General features: G+C 35.1%; 18 protein-coding genes and 2 pseudogenes. 6 read left to right on the top strand and 14 right to left on the bottom strand.

The window, feature by feature from the left end; translation table 11 throughout:
* Positions 1-255: 255 nt before the first annotated feature.
* The 6 genes from AASI_RS05110 to AASI_RS08840 all read right to left on the bottom strand — a co-directional run bounded on the left by AASI_RS05110 (position 256) and on the right by AASI_RS08840 (position 5,059).
* On the bottom strand, positions 256-582 hold the full coding sequence (locus tag AASI_RS05110; RefSeq protein WP_012473117.1) for a DUF59 domain-containing protein: 327 nt from the start codon (positions 580-582) through the stop codon (positions 256-258).
* A 1-nt stretch (position 583) separates the two neighbouring features.
* On the bottom strand, positions 584-1,006 hold the full coding sequence (locus AASI_RS05105; RefSeq protein ID WP_012473116.1) for a SufE family protein: 423 nt from the start codon (positions 1,004-1,006) through the stop codon (positions 584-586).
* Between the two features lie 42 nt (positions 1,007-1,048).
* Positions 1,049-2,392: an ankyrin repeat domain-containing protein gene (locus tag AASI_RS05100; RefSeq protein WP_012473115.1), complete on the bottom strand. Its 1,344-nt coding sequence runs from the start codon at positions 2,390-2,392 to the stop codon at positions 1,049-1,051.
* Between the two features lie 100 nt (positions 2,393-2,492).
* Positions 2,493-3,731: an aminotransferase class V-fold PLP-dependent enzyme gene (locus tag AASI_RS05095; RefSeq protein ID WP_012473114.1), complete on the bottom strand. Its 1,239-nt coding sequence runs from the start codon at positions 3,729-3,731 to the stop codon at positions 2,493-2,495.
* A gap of 663 nt (positions 3,732-4,394) precedes the next feature.
* Complete coding sequence (locus AASI_RS05090; protein WP_202943297.1) at positions 4,395-4,760, bottom strand: hypothetical protein; 366 nt, start codon at positions 4,758-4,760, stop codon at positions 4,395-4,397.
* Positions 4,761-4,912: 152 nt separating this feature from the next.
* Complete coding sequence (locus tag AASI_RS08840; protein WP_187146247.1) at positions 4,913-5,059, bottom strand: hypothetical protein; 147 nt, start codon at positions 5,057-5,059, stop codon at positions 4,913-4,915.
* Between the two features lie 51 nt (positions 5,060-5,110).
* Here AASI_RS08840 and AASI_RS05085 point away from each other — a divergent pair, with 51 nt between their 5' ends.
* From AASI_RS05085 to AASI_RS05075, 3 genes and pseudogenes are all read left to right on the top strand, one after another.
* Positions 5,111-5,893: an IS5/IS1182 family transposase gene (locus AASI_RS05085; RefSeq protein WP_012473112.1), complete on the top strand. Its 783-nt coding sequence runs from the start codon at positions 5,111-5,113 to the stop codon at positions 5,891-5,893.
* 35 nt (positions 5,894-5,928) lie between these two features.
* Positions 5,929-6,756, top strand: coding sequence for an IS5-like element ISCaa6 family transposase (locus AASI_RS05080; RefSeq protein ID WP_083758836.1), 828 nt, complete (start codon positions 5,929-5,931; stop codon positions 6,754-6,756).
* Between the two features lie 86 nt (positions 6,757-6,842).
* Positions 6,843-7,025: pseudogene (locus tag AASI_RS05075) on the top strand (transposase family protein); the annotation flags it as partial.
* Positions 7,026-7,039: 14 nt separating this feature from the next.
* Here AASI_RS05075 and AASI_RS08640 read toward each other — a convergent pair.
* The 3 genes from AASI_RS08640 to tnpA all read right to left on the bottom strand — a co-directional run bounded on the left by AASI_RS08640 (position 7,040) and on the right by tnpA (position 8,317).
* On the bottom strand, positions 7,040-7,465 hold the full coding sequence (locus tag AASI_RS08640; protein ID WP_148204963.1) for a hypothetical protein: 426 nt from the start codon (positions 7,463-7,465) through the stop codon (positions 7,040-7,042).
* A complete protein-coding gene (locus tag AASI_RS05065) occupies positions 7,378-7,644 on the bottom strand; it encodes an IS110 family transposase (protein ID WP_044282838.1) in 267 nt (88 codons plus the stop codon). The genes AASI_RS08640 and AASI_RS05065 overlap by 88 nt, the downstream gene beginning before the upstream one ends.
* A 229-nt stretch (positions 7,645-7,873) precedes the next feature.
* Positions 7,874-8,317 (bottom strand): IS200/IS605-like element ISCaa10 family transposase, encoded by a 444-nt coding sequence (tnpA, locus tag AASI_RS05060; protein WP_044282834.1) that lies wholly within the window; start codon positions 8,315-8,317, stop codon positions 7,874-7,876.
* 364 nt (positions 8,318-8,681) lie between these two features.
* On the opposite strand from tnpA, the gene AASI_RS05055 reads away from it, so the two are divergent.
* Together AASI_RS05055 and AASI_RS05050 are read left to right on the top strand one after the other, a co-directional pair.
* On the top strand, positions 8,682-8,927 hold the full coding sequence (locus AASI_RS05055) for a hypothetical protein (RefSeq protein ID WP_012473107.1): 246 nt from the start codon (positions 8,682-8,684) through the stop codon (positions 8,925-8,927).
* A gap of 300 nt (positions 8,928-9,227) precedes the next feature.
* On the top strand, positions 9,228-10,628 hold the full coding sequence (locus AASI_RS05050; RefSeq protein WP_012473106.1) for a hypothetical protein: 1,401 nt from the start codon (positions 9,228-9,230) through the stop codon (positions 10,626-10,628).
* Positions 10,629-10,949: 321 nt separating this feature from the next.
* Here AASI_RS05050 and AASI_RS08835 read toward each other — a convergent pair.
* A pseudogene (locus AASI_RS08835) lies at positions 10,950-11,126 on the bottom strand (IS110 family transposase); the annotation flags it as partial.
* 252 nt (positions 11,127-11,378) lie between these two features.
* Here AASI_RS08835 and AASI_RS05045 point away from each other — a divergent pair.
* Positions 11,379-12,359, top strand: coding sequence for an IS110-like element ISCaa14 family transposase (locus tag AASI_RS05045; protein ID WP_012473104.1), 981 nt, complete (start codon positions 11,379-11,381; stop codon positions 12,357-12,359).
* 28 nt (positions 12,360-12,387) lie between these two features.
* Here the strand turns inward: AASI_RS05045 and AASI_RS08210 are convergent.
* From AASI_RS08210 to ffh, 4 genes are all read right to left on the bottom strand, one after another.
* Positions 12,388-13,067, bottom strand: a protein-coding gene (locus AASI_RS08210; protein ID WP_148204900.1) for an IS1-like element ISCaa4 family transposase whose coding sequence is annotated in 2 segments (ribosomal slippage) — positions 12,388-12,749 and positions 12,749-13,067 — 681 coding nt in all. Because the reading frame shifts where the segments join, the coding sequence is not laid out codon by codon here.
* Positions 13,068-13,767: 700 nt separating this feature from the next.
* Positions 13,768-15,534, bottom strand: a complete 1,767-nt coding sequence (locus AASI_RS05030) for an ABC transporter ATP-binding protein (protein WP_012473103.1) — start codon at positions 15,532-15,534, stop codon at positions 13,768-13,770.
* A 65-nt stretch (positions 15,535-15,599) separates the two neighbouring features.
* A complete protein-coding gene (locus tag AASI_RS05025) occupies positions 15,600-17,939 on the bottom strand; it encodes a penicillin-binding protein 1A (RefSeq protein WP_148205003.1) in 2,340 nt (779 codons plus the stop codon).
* Positions 17,940-18,036: 97 nt separating this feature from the next.
* The gene (ffh, locus tag AASI_RS05020) at positions 18,037-19,365 is read right to left on the bottom strand and encodes a signal recognition particle protein (protein ID WP_012473101.1); all 1,329 of its coding nucleotides are present in this window, start codon (positions 19,363-19,365) and stop codon (positions 18,037-18,039) included.
* Between the last annotated feature and the right edge of the window lie 53 nt (positions 19,366-19,418).

Raw genomic sequence — 19,418 nt, 5'->3', positions numbered from 1 at the left:
GACATGCCACCACAAAAGGCCTAACAAATTTTATTTATAGTAGAAAATGATTGGTATAAAAAGAGTTTATAGAAAAAAGTATGTAGGGAATAATGGAATATTTCTCATCATTCCCTTGCCTTTATTTTTTTCAGGTAGTTGAGACCATATAAGCCCTCAATTCTTAATTTATTCTAATACTTGCGCAAGTTTTTAGACATAAAAATTTCCTTATTTAGTTGCTACATCCTCTATTACCTATAGCCACTACTATTACTATAAAAAACCAAGCGTTAACTTTGCTGCCTCTGTCATCCTATCGGTACTATAAGGTGGGTCAAAGGTTAGTTCTACTTGTACATCATTAACCCCTTCTATGGCACGTACGCTACTTTCTACCTGGCCTGGTATAAGTTCAGCAGCAGGACAACTAGGTGAAGTAAGCGTCATTAAAATATGTACATTGTTAACAGGATAAATGTTTATTTCATAAATGAGCCCTAACTCATAGATATTAACAGGGATTTCAGGATCATGAACTTGTTTAATAGCTTCTATAACTTGTTCTTCTTTTAGCTCAATATTAGGCGTTTGCTCGGTCATGTTATACTGAATCTATGGATTGATGGGACATAGCGACCATCCTTATTTGCTTAACCATATTAGCAAAGCCACTAGACCGTTGGGAGCCTATAAGTTGGTGCATGCCTATCTTTTCTACAAAATAAAGATTGGTAGCTAAGATAGCCTCTATACTCTGACCAGACAATACCCGTAGCAATAAGCTGATGAGCCCTTTAGTAATGGAGGTATTACTATCCGCTTCAAAAAATAGTCGATTGTCCTGGCGCTTATAGGTAAGCCAGACAGCCGACATACAACCGGGTATTCTATTTTGTTCGGTTTTATGAATGTCCTCTAAAGGTGGTAGCTTCTCTCCTATTTCTATTAAATAATGTAGCATGGCTTCCCTATCTCCTTCTAAGAATTGAAATTCTTGTACAATCTGTTCTTGAATGCAGTCCATAGTAGTATATTGTTAATCAATAAAATTATATGGTTAGCAAAACTAGTGAGTCACTGGATTAAGTAATTCTCTCATTTCCTCAGTTTTAGCGTAGTAGTATGCATTGTTTTGGCTCTTGTTTTTTATATTTTTTATATCTTGACCTTGATCCAAACCTTTCTTTATTAATTTTTCAGCTATTTCCGTATTCCCCTTTTTACTTGCTAGGTGCAAAGGGGTATCCACATCTTTATTTGGCATAATTATGTCAACATTTTTATCAATTAATACTGTAGCTATTTCTGTAAGCCCATGTAAAATTGAAAGATGTAGTAGACCATTGCCATCATTATTTTGTTGGTTTAGGTCAACATTTTTATCTACTAATATCTTAGCTATGTCTATACTCTCATTTTCAAGTGCAGAATGTAAAGGAGTATTACCGCGCTTATCTGTTATGCATAATTGATTTGCATCCAATTTACTTACTAGTATTTGAACTACTGCTGTCTTGCCCTTTATACTTGCCCAATGTAACGATGTCCATCCATACTCATTTTTTATAGTTATATCAGCTCCTGCATCTATTAAATTTTTAACTGTTTCTGTGCTTCCTGATGCGCTTGCCCAGTGTAACGGGGTACTATCATATATATCTTGTACGTTTATGTTAACCTTTCTATCAATTAATTTTTGAGCTATTTCTGGATCCTCTTTCTCACTAGCAAAATGTAACGGAGTTCTACCATAGAAACCTTTTTTATTTAAATCTTCTAAAGACATTCTTTCTATTAATATTTTAGATAGTTCTACCATATTGTTTTTGATTGCAGCATGTAATGCCATGTCTCCATTACACTCTTGTATGCTTACATCAACATTTTTATCTAGTAGTAATTTAACTACTTCTATTTCATTACGAATAGCAGCCCAGTACAGCGGGGTTGCGCCCCAATGATCTTGCTTATTTAGATATTCTATTGGTAGATTCTGAATTAGTATTTTAGCTATTTCTATACTTCCATCTTTAGCTGCCTGGTGTAAAAGTGTATAATCTAATTGATTTTGTATATCTTCCCTACCACCACTAGCAATAAGCTTACTAAATATATCTGCATCGTCTAGCGTGACAGCTTCAGCTAATATATCATAATTTATGTCTACTGCCTCCCCTTTTTCTAGTTTGGCAAGCGCGGCAGCCAAGATCTTATGCCCCTTATCTTTTGCTTTTTGTATCCATTTTTCACCAATCGAAAGTTCTGATTGTTGTGATGGTTTCTCTTGGTCAGGCGCTGAAGGTTTGCCATTTGAATCAGAATTGTTATTACACGTACAGGATACTGCTAAACATAATAGTCCTATGCCATATACATATAAATAAGCTTGGATCTTCTTAAAGAGGCACATAAGTAAAAGGCTAATCTTTAGTAGTTACGAAATTATCAAATTTTTATAGAAACACACGAAAGTAGTTATTAGAGATATATGCTAATATTATGTAGTTCTTTTATTTCACTATTTTAGCTACTACATGTGCTAAATAATTTATTTCTTCAAAAGTATTATATACAGCCAAAGATACACGTACAATACCTTCTACTCCCAGCCGCTGCATAAGTGGCTGGGCACAACCATGGCCCGTCCTTACAGCAATACCTTGTGCATCTAACAACATTCCTACATCTAAATGATGCATTTTATCTACTGTAAAAGATACAATTCCTACCTTATCTGTTGCTGTGCCAATAAGTCTAATTCTATCAATTTTGCCTAAAAGATGCTGTGTATAGCTAGTTAATTCTTTTTCATGTTTGTTAATAATCGACCATCCTAAGTTTCGGATAAAGTCCAAAGCTGCTCGAAAGCCTATAATATCCGCAATGTTAGGGGTGCCAGCCTCAAATTTGTAAGGTATGTCGTTATAAGTACTACTAGATAAGGTTACTTCCTTAATCATTTCCCCCCCTCCTTGATAAGGGGGCATTTGTTCTAGTAATGCTCTTTTTCCATATAAAATACCTACCCCTGTAGGTCCGTAAGCTTTGTGTGCTGAAAAAGCCAGAAAATCACAATCTAAACTCTGTACATCTATAAGTAAGTGGGCTGCTGCTTGGGCAGCATCTATTAATACTAAAGCTCCTGCATGGTGTGCTTTAGCTATAATTTCTTGGATGGGATTAATAGTGCCTAAGTTATTAGAAGCATAGGCAACAGCTACAAGTCTGGTTTTTGCAGTTAACAACTGTTCAAAAGAAGACATTATCAGCTCCCCTCTATCATCAATAGGAATTACTTTAAGATGAGCTTTCCTTGTTTGGCATAGCATCTGCCAAGGGACTATATTAGCATGATGCTCCATATGAGAAATAATAATCTCGTCTCCTGGCTGTATATAAACTTGCCCATAACTACTAGCTACTAAATTAATACTAGCCGTAGTACCTGAAGTAAATATAATTTCTTCAGCTCCTGGCGCATTGATAAATTCTTGTACAGTTTTTCTAGTGTCTTCTAAAGCTTCTGTAGCTCTATCTGCTAAAACATGCATGGCCCGATGTACATTGGCATTACTATAATTATAATGCTGGATAAGCGCATCTAATACAGTCTGCGGCTTCTGAGTAGTGGCAGCATTATCTAGATAAACCAATGGCTTACTCCCATGCACCTTTTGCTCAAGGCTAGGAAATTGTCGCCTAATTTCTTGTGGAGTCCATATAATAGATTGAGGTGTGGAAGTTATCATGATTGTTTATAACAAGCTGGCTTGGTAACATATATCCTTGTTTGACAATGTCAAAGTTAACCAAAACCTATGAATTATATAGCCTATTAGCAGAAGCGATCGTTAAGAAAGCTTATCTATATACGCTGCTTTTACAGTATAACTAAATTAATAACATAATTTTAGAATAATTTAGTTATACAAGTTGTGACAAGAAGGTTCTGGCAGGAACGATAAACATACCTTTTTTAGACAAACAATTGTAGTTTACATAAGGCATATCTTTTGTAACCTGAAATGCATAAGGAGCTTACTTTTCTATAAATATCCATAATAAATTAGCAACTGTTCTAAAATTAACATGATCATAATTTAGAACGTTCCAATATTAGATTTACCTTATTTTAAAACACTATAATATTGATGAGTATATAGATAAAAAGCAACAAGAACTCTTTATTAAACTAAAAGAAACAAAATAGTAGGATATGGCTCTTTCTATAATGATTGAGGAAAGCCAGTTGGCCTAATATTTGAATGATAAATGATATATGAATATTATAGAACTATTATAATATAGCCTAATTCTATAAGCTACTAAATAGTATGCTAATTAAAAGACGAAGAACATATTTAGCTAACCTTACCAAGTGACTATTAGCTCTCTTTAATGTTATTAAAAGCCTATTTACCTGTTTTTTGTTGCATATCAGCTAGTGCCTCTCTCACTTGTTTAGACCACTCTTTACCTGCATCGCCACCCCACAGAAGCCAAGCAATATAGCCATTAGAGGGATTTTCTTCGTTTCCAAAATTTTGTCCACGTTTGTCAACCTGATGCCGAGCAAAGTAACTATACATCTTTTTAATAGTTGCCTCATCAATTTGTTCTCGATTACTAAGTTGTTGAGCTCGCTTGATACCAACCTCTGTGCGGCCTCTTTTAAATTTATCTCTAAACTCTAATCCTTTCTTAGCATTGTGTGCTACAGCAACAGGAGGAATATTTTCTTTCTTATTGTTAGTCATATTAAGCGTACTATTGTTCATGTGAAATACCGCTATTTATATAAAAGAAACAACACATGTTAATATGTTATATTTTGGGGCTAATACCAAGAAATTTTAATGCTAAAGTCGCTGCAAAAGGAGTATTTTAAGCTGAAAAAATATAACTAGTAAGCTGATTACCTATCGTCTTATTACAGTAGGTATAATATTTTTATCCCTGTGCTCTTTTTTCCTTGCTCTATGGTGATAGTTTCTGCTGCTTCTTCTCCTTCAAAAGGTAGGTTAGCTGATCCGCCACAATTTTGTAACATTAGAACTGCTGCGAAAAAGATTGACAAAGAAGATAAAAAGGGTTAAGATGTAATTCTTATTATATAAAAGGAATAAGTATGCATTTAACCTACGCGAGGATAAGCAAACATCCCTATAACTTTATAAGAATAACTGGCTTGAGACTAGAAACCTTTGAGCAATTAGTTTTAAAAGTAAGGCCTCTCTTTGAAGAGTTAGAATCGAGCAAGCTGCGCCATGGTAGGATGAGTCATTTACCTACCTTGGAAGATAAATTGCTCTGTGTACTCATGTATTATCGCACTTATATTAGCCATGTGTTTTTAGGCTATTTGTTTAACTTACACAACCCTAACATATGCCGCTTGTTAAGAAAAATGGAGCCATTACTAGCTAAGAAGATTAGCATTAAAAAAGATCGCAGCTTAACCTCAGAAAAGGTATTGCGCATATTAGCAGATGTGAGCGAGCAGCCTACGCAAAGGCCTACTAAGAAGCAAAAGAAATCATATTCAGGCAAGAAAAAGCGACATACTATAAAAACAGAGATAGTGATAAGAGAAGATGGAAAGATACTCTCTGTATCCAAATCCCATAAAGGAAGAGTGCATGACTTTAAAATCCGTAAAGGAGAAAAACTCTTACCTAAAGAAAGCTTAAAGCTAGCAGATAGTGGCTATCAAGGCTGGCAAAAACTACAGAGCAATGTCATGATTCCCTATAAAAAGAGCCGTAAGCGGCCATTAACCAAGGAGCAGAAAGAACATAACAGAAAGCTATCCTCCATACGCATGAAGGTAGAGCATAAGATAAGAGAGATCAAGGTGTTTAAGATTAGACCTACTGCGAAAGAGGTTGATAAAGAGAGTAGAAAAGGTTAAAATGTAATCCTTGTTATATACTAAAAGGAATAAGTATGCATTTAACCTACACCAGAATAAGCAAGTACCCATACAATTTTAGAAGAATAACTGGATTGAGGCTAGAAACATTTGATAAATTAGTTCAAAAAGTAAGGCCTGTCTTTGAAAAGTTAGAAGCGAGCAAGCTGCGCCATGGACGTCGGAGCCATTTACCTACCTTAGAGGATAAACTGCTCTGTGTTTTGGTATATTACCGCACCTATATTAGCCATGTATTTCTAGGCTACTTATTTAACTTACACAACGCTAACATATGCCGCTTGCTAAGAAAAATGGAGCCCTTACTAGCTAAGAAAATTAGCATTAAAAAAGATCGCAGCTTAACCTCAGAAAAGGTATTGCGCATATTAGCAGATGTAAGTGAACAGCCTACGCAAAGACCTAGTAAAAAGCAAAAGAAATCTTATTCAGGCAAGAAAAAGAGACATACCATAAAAACAGAGATAGTCATCAGAGAAGATGGGAGAATACTGTCTGTCTCCAAATCACATAAAGGAAGAGTGCATGACTTTAAAATCCGTAAAGGAGAAAAACCCTTACCTAAAGAAAGCTTAAAGCTGGCAGATAGTGGTTATCAAGGCTGGCAAAAGCTACAGAGCAATGTAATGATACCCTACAAAAAGAGCCGTAAGCGGCCATTAACCAAAGAGCAAAAAGACCATAACAGAAAGCTAGCCTCCATACGCATGAAGGTAGAGCATAAGATAAGAGAGATCAAGGTATTTAAAATTATGGCAGAGGTATACAGGAATTTTCAGAAAAAATATAACCTTCGCTTTAACATTATATCCGGGCTTATAAACTTCAAGTACGCTTTTTAACAAATAATGTCGCTAGAGCCAAGCTCCCTTCTTTATTTTATTTAAAATTCTACTCTATTTTACCTCTTTCGCAGTAGGTCTATTCTTTGGCCAAAGCCGATAAGAGGAGTAATCAGCAATTAGCCAGCCAAAGGGTGCTTAGCGAGCATATAATTGGTATGCTCAAGCGGTTTAAAATTTTAGCGGAGCGTTACAGAAATAGGAGAAAAAGATTTGGGCTACGCTTTAATCTTATTGCTGGAATTTATAACTATGAACTTTTATGTTAAGTTTCGGAAGAACTCTATTTTTGATCTCCCTCAACAATAGCTAGCAATCCAGCTTCTATTGCTTTTATTTCCTGCTCCAAAGCTAGTATGCTGCTTTTGCATGCCTGCTCTAATTTTTCTGCTGATTCTCCTAGACCCACTTGTTTCATTTCTTTGATAGGTACAAGAAGGCTATTCCTAGCTTGTATTAAACGTTCTCTAGCCCCTAATAGATCTGCTAGATCTTGCAAATCCTTATCCATAGCATTGTAAGATTTTGCCTTATCTTGGTTTCTATACGCATATAGACATATCCTTTGTGCATCTACCTTATCATTCTTACCTCTGGCAAGCCCCTGGCTCCACTTAATGGCTACAGGCGCTCTACCCAGACAAAGGTTTGTTGGCTCTGTAAGAAGGCTACTAAAGAGCGATGATAGATACCTGTATTTTCTAAACATATTAATACTTGCTCAAGCTGTACCTTCTCCTTGATAAGCCAGGCAAGCAAAGCTTTATAACCCTTTAAATTGTTAGTAAGCTTTTTGTTAATCATAACAGCACCCGCTTTATTTTGACTAAGTGCTAGATCAATGGTGTGTTTAGAAACATCGATACCTAACATATGGCTATATTGCATGAGTAGTATGGTTTATTTGTTAAACAAAAAGACTAACACATTACAGGCCACTTTCAATTCCCTAATAATGGGCCTTAAAGCCTAAATTTTTATATGAGACTGTACCTGTAACACCTTACAAGGGGATTATATCGTCACATAGGACTTATTTCCTAGAAGTCGGCTTAAAGCGCCCCTTGTATGTGTTAGTATCCTTCAATAAATAACCCCGCCGCAAGCAGCGGGGTATTCAAAACAACCTTAGCTGCCTACTCTCGTATAACATCTCATACGTATTACCTTGATTTTGCACATAACGCGCTATCATCTTCTCATCTCCATGCTTACCTACAGTAGTTGCAAAATATCCATCACTCCAAAACTCCCCACCCCATAATTGCTTCTTTACTTGCCGACACAGCTTGAATATTTCCCTTGCCGTAAGACTTTTGATTAGCGTTACGAGTTTGGTTATGCTATATGTTGGAACGCTCTGTACCAGCATATGTACATGGTCTTTATCGGTTCCTATTTCTAAAAACTTAATTTGATAACGCTCTTCAATCTTAATACAAATTTCTTTCAAGGCTTCATCTACTTCCTTATCAAAAACTACACGCCTATATTTTGCTGGTAAGACCAAATGATACAACAACACTGTTACATTATGACTCTTATGGATATATTTACTCACATATGCAATTTACGCCGCAAGCGGCGGGGAATTCAACCCTAAGAGATTAAAATTAATAGAAAATTTTAAGCTATTTAAGTAGCTAAATAAAATTACAAGATAACTCAAGTTTTCGAAACTGATCCTGGAAATAATCAGCGTTGAAGTTTTAAATAACATCTTAAGTTATTTTCTATCCTTAACAATCACTAATAACAAGTTTTTTATTATAAAATAAGCACAAAGTATAATTAAAAATATATCTATTACCAGCAGATATGCCCATTCAATAAGTAAAAGTTTAAGTTTTATATTCCTTTTAAGCCTTATTGGTTGCGGTAATCAAGAAAAAGGAAATCCTCAAACACAAGTAGATACGTTAAAAATGGAAGTGAGTACTAAGGATTTTAAAGAGGTAGATAAGACAATAAAAGTTAGTATTATGCTAGCACAAGATGTACAGTCAGCTGATTTAAATAGTTTTCAATTAAGAGTTAGATTTTTGGATGGTGAAAGTATCAGTGATAACAGATTGCAATACAGGAATAAATGCAACTTAGGCAAACAACCACTTGTGACAAGGATAAATAAAAATGAACTCACCCTCACTCTTATTGAAACATATTTATAAAAAACCCATCTCATTAGGTTGGTCGGACCAATGATTTTATTAATGCTGAAAAAGGAAGAGTATGTCGATTAAATGCCCAAACTATTATAGATGGTGCTAAATCAAATGCTATTTTTACTTTAGCAAAAACTAAGAATTTAAAATTTAAATTTGAAGCAAACGATTTTTAATATTCCATTAAATTAATTCCCTCATTTAGAATATCTTTGTAAAGTAAAAATTTCACAATCTAGCTCTGGAGATATCAATATTATTCATACTTATACCATTTTATTATTAAGTGCCAAAAATAATCAATATATGCGAACTAAATTTTATATATCTCGACTGTCAACACCAATACTATTATTCATCCTATTACTTATTGAAAGCTGTAAGATCCCTCCACATATTATTCAACCTAATACTAATACAGATCCTCAGGTGGTCCAAACATCAGATAGCGCTAAAGCAAGCGTAGAGTCAACTACAATTGAAGAAAATAACATATCAGACATGGTTGGATCATCTGAAGGAATATACCTAATCGAAGGACCAGAAACCATACCTGTGCCCCCTGGTTTCGATAAATCATCACATAATAGCACAGCAGCTTTAGATTTCTACTCATCAAATTTAGGAGTTACCTACTTATCGCAATTAAAGAACCCAAATATAATAAGTTTACTGCCCGATATTGTCAACACTGATTTTGTAATTGCTAGATGTAACAATAAAAATTTTATACCTAGTACACCATCTGTATCATCTAGTTTATCCAATAATTTATATCAATCACGCGACCATAAACTCACTACAAGAATTATTCCAAGCATCACCAGCCATACTAGTGAGCAATGGAAAGATTTATATCTAAACTTATTTACAATAAAAAAGTCGGAAGACACGTATAGTATACGTCTTTATACAGATGGTCAGTTTGAATCGTTGTTAAAAGCAATTGGGCTTAGCCCAAAAGAGATTACTCAAATCAAGCAATTGCCCAAATTGGATTTTACTCCTATTAGTTTACTGGATTTAAATAATTCTGAAAATTTATTTTGTGTTAACGAAGGTGAAGCAGGCATTTTGGACAATCCTACAGCTAAACATATCTTCCTGACCAATGAGTTATGGACTTGTATAGGAGTTGCTGTTATAACCCCTCAGAAAACACTTTTTGCACATTTATCTGAAATGAGTGGATATGTAGATGTATCATTAAGCTCTTTATTTACCGATAACATTACTATAGAAGAACGTGCACAAGCGAAAGTAGTTTTAGTCGCTAGTTGCTATACAGAAGGGTTTGCTAAACTTTATAGAACATTAACAACCTTGGGATTTAAGAACTTTGCCATTGATATCCAACCTGTTATAGACTGTAAGAAATTTGGGGAGCGGTGGGGTCATCTGCATTGCCAAGCAAGTGCTTTGGACCATCATCTACTTGCGATAGGCCAACCATCACTTTTAAAAAAAAGAAATAAAGAAGAGCTAAAACTTATTGAAACATATTTACAAGAAAATCATTTCATTAAGTTGGTCAGATCAATGATTATTAATGCTAAAACAGGTGAAGTATATCGTTTAGACATTCCACTTGTTAAAAATGATATTAAAAATGATATTGAATTAGAGGCTATTTATACTCTAATAAAAACTAAGAATCTAGGGTCTAAATTCAAAGAAAACCGCTTTGATGCTCCATCTATTGAATAGTATCCTTATAATCAAATTTTAATTTAATTGGCTCCAGTTACTAGATAAAATATAGGTATAAACTTACATAATCTTGCTAACATAGTGCATAAGCTCTATGATCCAATAAGCGGAGTCTTACATGATTGATAAAACAATTACCCTATATATACTGATAGATGATCTGCTTAAAAGATTAAAGCTACCAAGAGGTAAAAGGTAGGAAGCTATCAAGAAGTGAAATGTTCACAACTGCACTAATATCAGCGTTATAATTTGGCAGGCATTACGATTTCTATGACTCTAGCAAATTTTTAGAGAGATTTTTAATGATGTTAATTATTAAGCTACTTGCTTATATTCATACATTCTTTGGTCTCTAACACAAGCATATATCCTGTGGAGTATTTTATTGCGAATAGCATTGATTATAATCTTCTTATTTTTTCCTTCTTTTACCTTTCGATCATAATAAAGTTTGATTTCTGTATTGTTTTTAATTGAGCTTATAGCACACATCCTATGTTTGTATAAATGTTGAGTAAGGAAAATCTAAAGAGTAAATTGATTGCAGAAGAAAAGGGTAAAGAGCAAAAATTAAGGCACACATTAGCTCATAAAGGCTGTTGCATATGCTAATTTCTTTACTCAACTGCAAAGACCTTGGACAGTTCATTAGGCTACTGAGCCTGCATGTAGGATTGATAAGGCTTGTGCAGTTCCTTCTACCTTTTTAGGGTTAGTAGTAAAATTATATAAAATAATATAGCTATGCAAAGTTCAATAAATTATGTAGGGGTAGATATTTCTAAACCCTTCTTTGATGTTGCTTTACCTAATGGCCAAGCATATACTTACTATAAGTTTGATAATAGACAAGATGGGTTTGAAGCTTTATTAAAAGTGCTTCCTCAAAACAGTGTGGTAGTCATGGAAGCCTCTGGACCACCATACTATATGAAGTTAGCAGCTTATCTCACCCAGCAAGGGATAGGAGTGAGTGTTATTAACCCACTAGTAATCCGCAGGTTTTGTCAGATGCGTATGTCAAGGGCAAAAACAGATAAAAAGGATGCAAAAATGATTGCCGAATATGGTCAGATGGAAAAGCCTGCCCTCTGGCAGCCACCGCAGAAATATGTTGTAGCCTTACAGCAGATGCAAGCTTTACTGGACAATCTACATAAAGAACATACAGCACTCAGTAACCAGCATGAAGGTTTTAGCAGCAGTGGTATGCTAGGTACAAAGCTAGAACAAATTATTGAACAAGAGCTCAAACATAAGCAAGAGCTCATTGATAAGCTTACTAAACAGATGGAAGAGCTGGCCAGAAAGCATTATGGTTCTATGTTAGCTGATTTAGAAACCATACCAGGATTAGGCAGAAAGACATCTATCCTGTTAATAGTACTGATCGGAGGATTTAACCGCTTTAGTAATTATAGAAAACTGGGTTCTTATATAGAATTAAGCCCCCGGATATTTGAATCTGGAACAAGCGTAAAAGGCAAAGCAAGGATAACTAAGATGGGTATGTCTCGAATAAGAGCGATGTTATATGTCTGTGCATGGAGTGCTAAACGTTACAACAAAGCATGCAGGGAGCTTTACCAACGGTTACTTGCCAAAGGGAAAGCTAAAAAACAGGCGTTGATAGCTGTCGTTAACAAGCTCCTTAAACAGGCTTTTGCTATTGTAACAAATCAAACAGTCTACGATGAAAATTATGTGAGCAAACCTTGCTTTTGAACACAGTTCATATGTAAATTTGGTATTGTTAAATTAAGATAGGCAGCTGATTATTTAGCTTGGCCATTAGCAGGTTGAGCGATTTTTCTATCATGTGCACCTGTTTGCTATAGCATTTTCCTTTACGCTTAAATCTTGCTAAATAGTGCCTCATTAAGCTATTATATCCTTCCACTGTATAAGTTTCTGATTTGCTTTGTCGGTGTTTATCTTTTGGAATAAACTGCTGGTAGCTTTTCCAATAATCACTACAATACAGCTTGCCTATATCCTTGACGCGCTCCCATAACTTCAATCCGGTTTGTGTCGAGCGATCTCCACACACATATGATATAAAACGCTTGCTCAATCTATCAACAGCTATCCATATCCAGCAGTAGACTTTTTTGAACCCACATATGTGTGTATTTCATCCATCTCGACTATATCTACTTGATCTTGTCTTTCTGGTAAACTTACTTGATCTCCACATGCTTTTACCCATTGATAGACTGTTCCATAGCTTATGTTGAGTATACGGCCTATAGCTCGAAATCCTAATCCTTCTAAGTATAATTGCAACGCTTTTCGCTTAGTAGATACAGGTTTAACATCTGATTTGTGACTAACTGTGTAAGGGAAACGGCAACTTTTACACTGGTAGCGCTGTCTACCTCTAACAATTCCATCTTTACAGCTTTGAGTATTATTACATCGAGGACAATTCATACTTTTTCCTCTAACTTACTAATCCTATCCCAATTTAACAATACCAAATAATAAATAACCACGAGTTTTACAAAGCAAGCCAAGATATTAATATTCTCTGAAAGCCGGAGAACTATAAACTTTAAGAATAATATTGGAATGTACTTTTTACATAGCATTTCATTGTACTTATTATGGTACACTAGTACTGTAGATGTACTTTGAAATTATATATAAATATTAGCGTAATAATTTTAGTGAATTGATTTTATATGAACATAGCATATATTTTTATTGTACAGTTTATACAAAAATTTATTAGGGTTAATTAGTAGGCTTTTAAGAATAGTGCTTGCTTTAATTAACCTAGACAGAAATTGTGCTAAGCTCCCTTTTAACTGCGTATTAAGGATTTATTTTTCTGCTAGAAACTTACTTAATTGGTGTAAGGTTATTGATTTAGTCTAGCTCTCTGTAAGCTTATATGGTGCTATCCAAATAACTTAAGCCCTTCTTTTTTACTAAAATATACGCTTGCTTGATGTGGCATACTTTACAAGTTTTTGAGATATATCTAAACTTTTTTACAATTTTTAGCTATTCTTTGATATTTCCATCTATAATCTGCATTTAAAAATGCAGATTTATTAGGCTTTTAAAGTTTTTAATAAGGGGCCAACTAATTAAATACTAGTTTACTAAATACCTACCCCTATCACATTTAGTTTTCATTTTCTGAATGTGCCTGATATTTTTTCCATAAATCACGTACAACTCCTGGCTCATTTAGTAACTCTTTAGCAGAGCCATCTGCTACAATTCCTTGCTTGTCTAGCATGATAATTCTACTAAAGAGCGGTAGAAGATGTAGCCGGTGTAAGGAAATAATCATTGTAGAATTTTGTAAGTTACGGATAACATCAGAAAAAATTTCTTTTTCTGTTTGTAAGTCTAAGCTTGAGGTAGGCTCATCCATTAAAATAAGAGAGCTAAAACGTGCTGCAAACAATCCACGGGCAAGTGCCAAACGCTGTTTCTGTCCGACAGATAGGTTAAGTCCTTTTTCATGGATATAGGTTTCTAACCCTTCTGAAAGCTTTTCTAATACACTTGAAAATCTTGACAATTGCATAATATGTTGTAACTCAGCCGGTTCTGCAGGCAATCCCATAGTAATGTTAAAATAAACGGTATTCTCAAAGATTTCAGGATCCTGTGGAATAAGTGTTGCTATACTTTGAAGTGGTTCTAAGATATCAAAGGATACTCCATCAATTAGAAGATTAACTTTTGAGGGTGTGTAAAGTCCACTTAATAGATTTAATAAAGTACTTTTGCCACCACCACTTGACCCAATAAGTGCTATCTTTTCCGCACGTTGTATAGTAAAGCTTAAATCGTTAAAAGTAGGTTTATTGTCAGCAACCTTATTATGTTGAAAACAAAGTTCTCGTACCTGTATAGTATGCCATTGACGAGCAACCTCTATACCTGCTGGTTTGTGTGCGAACTTCTTAATATCGCTAAGTAGTGGTTCTATAGTCTCAATATCTGTATTCATATGTACTAGTCGGCTATAATGAATACTAAGCTCTTGGAAAACTGAACCAAGCTCCCATTGATAGCGAAAAATCATAATCACCACACCAATCATAATGGCACCTGTTGCATGTAAAGTATAGATAATATAACCTATAAGAATTATGGTTTGTGATATTGTTAGCAGCATTTCCATTGTAAACCATTTAACTTCATTGGTTACAACATCTTTTTTGAAAGATGGCCAAATAGACTTCATGCATTGTGCCAGATTACCATGCGTTAAACTACCAAGTCGCAAGGTCAGCACCGTAGTCATATTATTAAGGTAATCAAATAATACTGCGCCCAATTTGTTCTCTATTTCATTTTGTGTATCATATAGACGGGTTAGTTTACGGTCGAACCAAATGACTGTAAACATAGAAAGAGCAGAAGTAATAAGACTCAACACTCCTACTACTGGCGAAATCCACAGTAAAAATACAATGGAAGTAAAAAACGTAACAATAGTTTGGATGTAGATAAATTGATCTTCGGCAAAGTCATAGAGTGCATTAGAGGCACGGTTAATACGTGTTACAGTATTACCCGAATGATGCTCTTGATGCCATTTGAGAGGTAGTTGTGTAAGCTTTTCATATAGATTTAGTTGAAAAGCTTGCTGGATTTTTAATGCTGTGTTGCGCTCAATAACACGTGTGGGGCCATGTAACAACCAATACACCAACACAACGCCTACGCCTACAATAAGCCAGTAAATAACTTCTTCAAGACGATCTGGCTTGAAGTTTTGTAGTATGTCAATAGTTCTTCCAAATGCATAAGGAGCTAAATTTCTAATGGCACGTGCCAAGATATAAGCTATATAGTAACCTACAATAGTACCACGCCAAGGTACCCCGTAATGCCATATAGTACGAATCAAGCGAAAGTAAGGATTATTCATTTTAGTATTTAATAGCAAGGATTAATAATTAATACATTATATGCTTCGTATTTGTAACATATTTGTTAAAATACTTCATCAGCATTTATATAAGTATCTACTGAATCTTTCTCTATCTCAGCTGATCCCTGAGCGTCCTCATTATCTAAAGAATTCATATCATTCAATGGTGGATTATTAAATTCAGTTAGCTGTTTAGTTGCCATGGTTTTATCTGACTGCACCTGCATACATGGTAAATTTAGTGGCATCGTTGGTTTAGGCAAAGGTCCTTTGTTATATGGCACATCAGGGTCAGCATATAGACGTAGTATAAATTTTTCCCATATGGGTCTTGTTGTAACAGCGCCCTGGCCTGTAGCTAGGGTCTTAAAGTGTATAGAGCGATTCTCACCACCTACCCAAACACCTGTACATAAATCCTTGACCATGCCAATACACCATCCATCTGAATGATTAGATGTTGTACCTGTCTTACCGCAAACTTCATTATTTTCTCTCATTTCCTTACTTAAGCCACGGAATGTTCCATTCTCTTCTATAGTTCCCTTAAGCATATGCAACATTAACCAGGCCGTTTCCTCGTTGATGGCTTCTTTTTTTTGTGGTACAAACTCTTGCAATACGCGTCCATGCTTATCCTCAATTCGAGTGATATATAAGGGTTCTGTCCAAATACCTTTATTCATAAAGGTACTATATGCACCTGTAAGTTCATAAACAGATACATCGCTCGCCCCTAAGCATAATGCAGGCACAGGATTCATAGGACTTTTTATTCCTAATCTTCTAGCATAATCTACTACTAATTCGGGTCCTATCTGTTTAAGTATATAAGCTGTAATAGAGTTTACAGATTTAGAAAGGGCTTGCCGTAGTGTCATCTTTTTGCCGGTATACACACCATTCGCATTTTTAGGTGTCCATGTTCCTGCTTTTGTGTGCATTTTGAATGTAACAGGTGCGTCTATTACTTCATAACATGGTGAATATCCATTGTCTATGGCAGCTGCATATACTATTGGCTTAAATGTAGAACCAGGCTGCCGTTTACCCTGCATTACATGGTCGTATTTAAAGTGCTCAAAATTGATTCCTCCTACCCAAGCTTTTATATGTCCTGTATGTGGATCCATGGCCATTAAACCAGCATGTAAAAGCCTTTTATTGTAACTGATAGCATCTATAGGGCTTATGAGGCTGTCAATTTCTCCTTCCCAAGAAAATAATTTGGTAGGTATAGGAGTTTCCATATATACATTCGCACTATCTGCCCCATATTTTTTACATATATGCTGATATATATCACTCTTTTTAGCTGACCTTTCTATAAAATTGGGTATCTCTTTACCATTTTCATCTACCCAAGGATTTTCGGAGCCCCATTGTTGCTCAAATCTCTTTTGTAGCACACGCATATGTTCGGCTATTACCTCTTCAGCATGCTTCTGTAAACGGCTATCAATAGTAGTATAGATTTTTAATCCATCTTCAAATAAGTCATATCCATGTTCTTTAGTCCAGGTTAATAAAAACTCTCTAATAGCAGACCTAAAATAAGTAGCTATGCCCTGATTATGATCTTCTACTTTATATTGTAATTCAATAGGACGCTGTTTAAGCTCTGTATAGGTGGCTGGCCTTATAAATTGATACTTACATAGCTGGGCTAACACTACGTTTCTTCTTCTTAAAGCTCTTTCAGGAAATCTAGTAGGACTATAATAAGAGGGCGCTCGTAGTATACCGACTAATAAGGCAGCCTGTTCTACACTTAGTGCATCTGGAGTAGTATTAAAATATGTTTTAGCAGCCACTTTAATACCGTATGCATTGTTACCAAAGGCAACGGTATTTAAGTACATAGTAATAATCTCTTTTTTAGTATAGGCTCTTTCTAGCTGTATAGATACCATCCACTCTTTTGTTTTGACAATAATTGTTTTTATAAATGGTACTTTACTAAGGAGTCCCTGATATTGTTCACTTCTAGTTTTAAAGAGGTTTTTTGCTAATTGTTGCGTAAGTGTGCTTCCTCCTCCTTTATTTTGATGTAAAAGAATTGATAAAAAAAATGCCCTGGCAATACCACTTAGGTAAATGCCCGCATGTTTTTCAAATTGATAATCTTCTGTAGCTAATAGTGCATTAATTAGATTTTTAGAAATTTCTTCATACTGTACAGGAGTACGATTATATCTAAAATATTTACCCAAAATAACCCCATCAGATGCATATAGTTCTGAAGTTAAATCACTTTTAGGATTCTCTAATATAGTGATAGAGGGCAAAGAACCGTATAGGTTCAAAAAGTTGACTTTAACGGTAAGTAGATAAATAGGTATGGCTACCAAAATTCCTAAGAAGGAAATCCATAAATAACTAAGCAACTTATGATAACGCATATTTTCTTCCGGGTTACCCATTAACTAAATAGCAAAAGAAATAAAATTTTATCAAAAGCCTTTTATTTATTTGTTAGATATAAATTATAACAATTGCCTATCTAAACTTTCTAGCAAGCTTCATCATATGTTGAATACCACCTTTTTGTGTTTGCTTCATGAGCTGGCACATGGTCTCAAATTGTTTAAGTAGCCTATTTACTTCTTGTATAGGCATACCGCTACCTTTTGCTACACGAGCTCGTCTGTTTGGGTCAAGTAAACTAGGTTGAGCACGCTCTTGTGGGGTCATAGAAAAAATAATTGTTTCAAAAGCTTTAAAATTCTCTTCTCCTATGTTGCCAGCATTATCAGCTATTTTACTCATACCTGGAATCATGGAAACAAGATCTTTTAAATTCCCCATTTTCTTAAGCTGTTGAATCTGAGAATAGAAATCATCTAGATTAAACTGATTCTTGCGGAGTTTTTGGCTTAACTTTTTGGCCTCTTGTTCATCATATATTTGCTCAGCACGTTCTACAAGCGAAACAACATCTCCCATACCAAGGATACGTTGGGCCATCCTATCTGGATAAAATAAATCTAAATCCGTTAGTTTTTCGCCTGTGCCAATAAATTTGATAGGTTTACTAACTACTGCACGAATAGAAAGGGCTGCCCCACCACGTGTATCCCCATCTAATTTAGTAAGTACTATTCCATCAAAATGTAACTGCTCATAAAAACCTTGTGCTGTAGTTACGGCATCTTGCCCAACCATAGCATCTACTACGAAGAGTGTCTCTGCAGGCTTAACAGTATCTTGTAATTTTTTTATCTCTTGCATCATCCCCACATCTACAGTTTGGCGACCCGCTGTATCTATAATGACTACTTGCTTGTGAGTATTCTTAGCATACTCAATTCCTTCTTGTGCTATTTGTATAGCATCTTTATGATCTACTTTACTAAATACTTCCACATCAATCTGCTGTCCTAAGACATGGAGCTGTTCTGCAGCCGCAGGCCGATAGATGTCACATGCTACTAACAATACACTCTTGTTTTGCCTTTTTAAGTAGTTAGCTAATTTGGCAGAAAAAGTAGTTTTTCCAGATCCTTGTAGGCCTGCCATTAAAATAATAGCTGGCTTACCATTTAAATTAATACTAGCCTTCTCACTACCCATTAGCTTGGTAAGTTCATCACTTACTACTTTGGTAAATAGTTGGCCAGGAGATACAGCTGCCAGTACATCTTTACCTAGTGCATTGGTTTTAATATCATCTGTAATTTGTTTAGCTACTTTATAATTGACGTCTGCTTGTATAAGCGCTCGCCTGATTTCTTTAACAGTAGCAGCAACGTTAATTTCTGTAATCTTTCCCTGTCCTTTAAGGGTCTTAATGGCTTTAGCTAAATTATTACTTAAGTTTTCAAACATCATTAAAAATGTATTGGGCAAATTAAAAAAAAGCTGTTAAAAGTTATAGGTTA

The sequence above is a fragment of the Candidatus Amoebophilus asiaticus 5a2 genome, from assembly GCF_000020565.1.
Lineage (GTDB): Bacteria > Bacteroidota > Bacteroidia > Cytophagales > Amoebophilaceae > Amoebophilus > Amoebophilus asiaticus.
Note: the sequence above shows the minus strand (reverse complement) of the source record. Positions and strands in the feature narration are given on the sequence as shown.